At 62.9% G+C, this 4,551-nt stretch carries 4 protein-coding genes; 3 read left to right on the top strand and 1 reads right to left on the bottom strand.

Going from position 1 to position 4,551, the window contains the following annotated elements:
* The first annotated feature begins 1,337 nt into the window (after positions 1–1,337).
* Positions 1,338–1,898 carry a hypothetical protein gene (locus ACH49N_RS38860; protein WP_358278809.1) on the top strand — a complete coding sequence of 187 codons (561 nt, stop codon included), beginning with the start codon at positions 1,338–1,340 and terminating at the stop codon, positions 1,896–1,898.
* 201 nt (positions 1,899–2,099) lie between these two features.
* On the opposite strand, the gene ACH49N_RS38855 is transcribed toward ACH49N_RS38860, so the two are convergent.
* Positions 2,100–2,432 (bottom strand): hypothetical protein, encoded by a 333-nt coding sequence (locus tag ACH49N_RS38855; RefSeq protein WP_358278807.1) that lies wholly within the window; start codon positions 2,430–2,432, stop codon positions 2,100–2,102.
* On the opposite strand from ACH49N_RS38855, the gene ACH49N_RS38850 reads away from it, so the two are divergent.
* Both ACH49N_RS38850 and ACH49N_RS38845 read left to right on the top strand, forming a co-directional pair.
* Positions 2,418–3,110: a transposase gene (locus ACH49N_RS38850; protein WP_358278805.1), complete on the top strand. Its 693-nt coding sequence runs from the start codon at positions 2,418–2,420 to the stop codon at positions 3,108–3,110. The genes ACH49N_RS38855 and ACH49N_RS38850 overlap by 15 nt on opposite strands.
* A 64-nt stretch (positions 3,111–3,174) precedes the next feature.
* The gene (locus ACH49N_RS38845; RefSeq protein ID WP_159918995.1) at positions 3,175–3,738 is read left to right on the top strand and encodes a dihydrofolate reductase family protein; all 564 of its coding nucleotides are present in this window, start codon (positions 3,175–3,177) and stop codon (positions 3,736–3,738) included.
* The last annotated feature ends 813 nt before the right edge of the window (positions 3,739–4,551 follow it).

Raw genomic sequence — 4,551 nt, 5'->3', positions numbered from 1 at the left:
TTGGCACTGACATTCATCGACACACTGTTGAGTTCTCAAAGAACACGCACACACCATCACCACCAGCACACTCGCTAGCCGCTCCGGGGCAACCGTTCCATCTTATCTCCCCGGAAGCACCAGCGCAAACCAGTACTCCATGAACACAATCCGGGGAAGAAGCACAACCATACACGATGGCCGACTTCAAGATTTTTCGCCAGGCACTCCGTACAACCTCGTGTCCCAGCCCCTGCGGGCGGAGTCGGTGTCCGTGTCGCTCTGACTTCGAATAAGTTACGCGACAGGGGCGTACATTCCAAATCGCCAGGTCGCACGCGGATTATGACCTTCTGAGAGCTCTCGGCCCCGATGCGGAACCCGAACTCACCTGCTTCATCCATGTTCTGGCCGAGGCTGGTCGCGCCGAACGAGGCAACCATCCAGCCCGCCGGTGGAGCGGGATTGATCGGACGACATGGTCACCCTGAACAACGAGCCGAGAGCGATCGAGACCGCTACAGCTCTTCGGCCTCGGGGGCAGCCCAGCCCATAGCGAGCGGGTAGACGTGAATGCGACGCAGAGGGCTTAATCTTCATCTTCGGCGGCAGTCAGAAGGATGCCGTCGAAGAATGACCGAGCGCCCTTCGTGCGGCCGTCGAAACATCCAACTGCACCCAGTGAAGTGTCGACAACCATGGAGTCCGCACTCCTGAGGTGAGTACGGGAATCACCAATCGCCAGAACGCCGGCTCATCGAGCGCGACAGGGTCGGATACCTAGCGAAGCAGCGCGGGCAGACCTTCGATGCAGTCACGCTGCCCGCGTATGTCGGCGTCTGCTCTCAGCGTGGTGACGGAGATAACGCACCCGGTGACCGCGGCGAAGGACCGGGACCGAGGAGGCACTCGAACCTTCCAAAAGCGGCGCAGCAGACCTCAGTTCCCGCCTTCCGGAGGGGCCAGCGGATTCCAGTGATGCGGCCGCTGGTATCTGCCCAAGCCGCTGATGAATACGCCGATTCCGACACCCCGGCCGTGCAGGTGACCGTGCCGTTGGTCGGCGCCGACTTGGAGAAACCAGTCATGAACGCAGACGTCTTCGCGTCATACGGCGCTGGGCGTTCTCAACTTCCCAGGAGACTCCTCGGCACGCACGGCCAACCGGGTGATGCCGGGACGAGGAGTCGGTACGGGCATTGAACCGAGCCACCTCGAACGACCATAGACAAGGAAACCTTTTGATCCGAGAACATGAGGTCGCCGAACGCTATTGCGCGACAGTTTGATTGGTGACTCACTGCGATAGGCCTTCGCCTCCATCAGCCTCGGTACGGTGCCCAGGGTGCTGGTGCGGGATGGCGAAGGCGCGAGCCGGTGGTGTCGGCACACGCAAAACGCGAACCGACCCATCAGGCTTTCCGCGGCAACGGATCGACGCCGACCAGTGCTTCGATGCTCGCCCTGCCCCCGGTCCCCCAGCCACCGGGGGGAAGCAGTTGACCCGGTTGGCCCGCGATCACTACATCCGCCTCCACTCCAACGGCGACACAACAAACATCTGCAACCCCGACCATGTGAAAGCCACTGCGGCACTATGCCGGGACCGCATCGCATTGGTCTACCGACAGGCCGGACCACGGAGATGGATCGCGACTACGACGGAGCGGTGGCTAAATGACCGCGAATACCAGAACGTCGGATCGGGACCTGACAGCGGGGTTGAGCATCCTCCCCGCGCTCTGAAAGAGCCGACCCTGCGTGGCGTTGCCGGCCGATTGATCGAGCGCGCCCGCCCTGAGAACTGGACCCACGAAGTATTCCTGGTCGCAGGTCTGCAGCGGGAGGTCCCGGCCATGGAAGCCACGACGGTGGAGCGCGGACGCGGGCTGCGCGATTCCCCGCCCGCAACTCGTTGAAGGACTTCGACTCGACTACACCCGCGGCCCCGAGCGAGACACCTTCGCGCACCCGGGAACCCTCGGCTTCGTGACCGCGAAAGGCAACGTGGTCTTCGGACCGCCCGGCAGAGCAAGACCTTCTGTCGATCGGCTCGCGATCCGCGCCTTCGAGGGTGAGCACCGCTCGATCACCACCGAGCGATAATCAAAATCTGTGTATCACCCTCGGCGGGTGACCTGAAGCTGGCGCACCTCCCGAGCGAGATTGATGCTCGCGGCGGCACTGCAGGCCGAGGTCGCCGCGGTGATGCCGCTGCTGTACCCGCATGGCCTGTACTCCTCGGACTTCGGCCCGGCGTTGGGGCAGTTCCTTGGCGGCAGCAGCGGCCTGTCGACGGCCACCATCACCCGGATGACCAGGCACTGGCAGGAGGAGGCTAAGGCGTTCAACAAGCGCTCGCTGACGGACACCGACTTCGTCTGCATGTGGGGGGTCGACGGGATCCACCCGAGGTCCGACTCGCGCAGGACCAAGGTGTGCCTGCTGGTCATCGTCGCGTGCGTGCTGACGGCACCAGGGAACTGGTCGCCTTCGACGACGGACAACGCGAATTTTCGGAGTCCTGGCTCGACCTGCTCCGCTCGTGCAAGCGTCGCAGGTTGCGGGCCCCGGTGCTCGCATCGGCGTCGGCGGTTCTGGGTTGCCCTGCGGTAGGTGCTCCCGACACCCGCGAGCAGCGGTGTTGGTTCCACAAGATCGCCAACGTGCTCAACGCGCGGCCCAGGTTCGCCCAGCCTGGCGCGAAGGCTGCACTAGCCGAGATCTGGAACGCCAAAGAAAAGGAGCACGCCCGGGCCGCGGCGAAGACGTTCGCCGACGACTACACCTCCAAGTGCACCAAGGCGACCGCAAAGGTCACCGACCACCTCAATGTGCTGCTCGCCTTCTCTTCTATGACTGTCGGCCGAGCACTGGATCCACCTGCACACCACCCGATCAAGCCGACCTTCACCACCGTGCGGCTCCGGCACTGGGTCACCAAGGGACCCGGCACCTTCGCGGCCGGTATTGCGAAGGTGTTCACACTCATGAGCCCACCCACCCGGATGGCGTGCCGTGAACGCACCCCACCTCGTCACCCTCGTCCGCGCCGACGCGAAGTTCGAGAAGGGCGTCCTCGTCGGAAACCCGACGACCACGAATCAGGAGGTCATCGGCAAGTCGCGTGACACGACTGGTCGCGCGATGGTCAACTCACCATGGAGTCGAATCCGCTACTGAGGGGAGCTCCTGATGCGCAGCGTGACCTACTCGATGGCCGTGTCGCTGGACGGCTACGTCGTCGGGCCGGACGGGTCCTTCGACTGGAGCTCACCCGACCAAGAGGTCTTCAACCTCGCCACTGACGAGGTACGCCGGGTCGGCGTCCATCTGCTCGGACGACGGCTGTACGAGACCATGCTGTACTGGGAGACCGCCGACCAGAACCCGTCGCTCGACTACTCAACGCTCGAATTCGCCGCGCTTTGGAGGGGGCTCCCGAAGTTGGTGTTCTCCACCACGCTGTCGGCGGTGCAGGGAAACGCCCGCCTCGCGTCCAGCGGTCTGGCGGATGAGATCGAGCGATTGCGAGCCGAACCGGCGGTGGGCGACATCGCGATCGGCGGAGCGACTCTCGCCGCCGAGGCGGCCGCCTTGGGTCTCATCGACGAGTACCGGGCCAGGGTCTACCCAGTGCTGCTGGGCGGCGGCCGCACCTTCTTTCCTCAACGCCAGCATCGGGTGAACCTCGACCTCCTCGAGTCCCGCACCCTCAATTCGAAAGTGGTCTACCTCCGCTACCGCGTAGCCCGCTAGCCGACTCGTCCCGCTGACCACATGAGGGACACGCCAGCCAACGGCAAAATCGATCCACGGGTCTTTTTATTGCTCTCATCACCTCGAACAACCCCTTTGGCCGCTGGTTGAGGCCTTCGGTGACGAGGCCAACCCAGGGGCCAATTTTCGGTTGCCGGAACGAAGTCAGTTACAAATGCCGCTGGCACTCTCGGCGGTAGCGAAGCCGAGCGCGGAGCTCTGGCGTCGCAGATGACTGTGCAAATCTCTCTTTGTCCGCGGCTCAAGAGTATGCCGCTGGATGAGATTTACCTCATGGCCTTTTGGGCGCCGCGGATTCCGGCTGCGGCCGAGGCCCGGAACTCTTCGTAGGTCCGGTATGGGTTCGGTACTGGTGCAATGTAGTCACTGTCGTAGTACGACAACGGTTTCGGCCGGCCGCGCCGACTGATGACGCCGGTGACCGCGCATTTGCGCCTGAAGGCAGCATCGATTACGACCGTGACCAAGACCGCATTGAACGGGCCGACGAACTCCTACGTGACAAAATATCGCCGACAAATCATTGTCTGGCACAACCCCAAATGCCCACAAGGCGTGATCTCAATCGGTGCAGTTATTCCACGAGCAACATCGATTCCATTGGTCAAGCGAAACCGGGATTCGAATTGGAAACCATCCCTTGACCGCCCGCGATATATCAAATCCGTCCGGATGGGGCGCGCTCACCTACTGGATTTTTTGTGGTGGAATGCCGGAAGCCCCCCAACAGGTGTTGGGGGGCTTCCGGTAACGGATGTTCGGCGGTGTCCTACTCTCCCACACCCTGTCGAG

Origin of the sequence: Rhodococcus sp. NPDC019647, assembly GCF_044389235.1 — a bacterium.
GTDB lineage: Bacteria > Actinomycetota > Actinomycetes > Mycobacteriales > Mycobacteriaceae > Rhodococcus_F > Rhodococcus_F oxybenzonivorans.
The sequence above is the reverse complement of the archived record's forward strand: the minus strand, read 5'-3'. Positions and strand labels throughout refer to the sequence as shown.

Coding starts and splice junctions, on each gene's coding strand:
- ACH49N_RS38860 (WP_358278809.1), top strand. CDS start 1,338: ATGGCGAAGGCGCGAGCCGGTGGTGTCGGCACACGCAAAACGCGAACC.
- ACH49N_RS38855 (WP_358278807.1), bottom strand. CDS start 2,432: ATGACCAGCAGGCACACCTTGGTCCTGCGCGAGTCGGACCTCGGGTGG.
- ACH49N_RS38845 (WP_159918995.1), top strand. CDS start 3,175: ATGCGCAGCGTGACCTACTCGATGGCCGTGTCGCTGGACGGCTACGTC.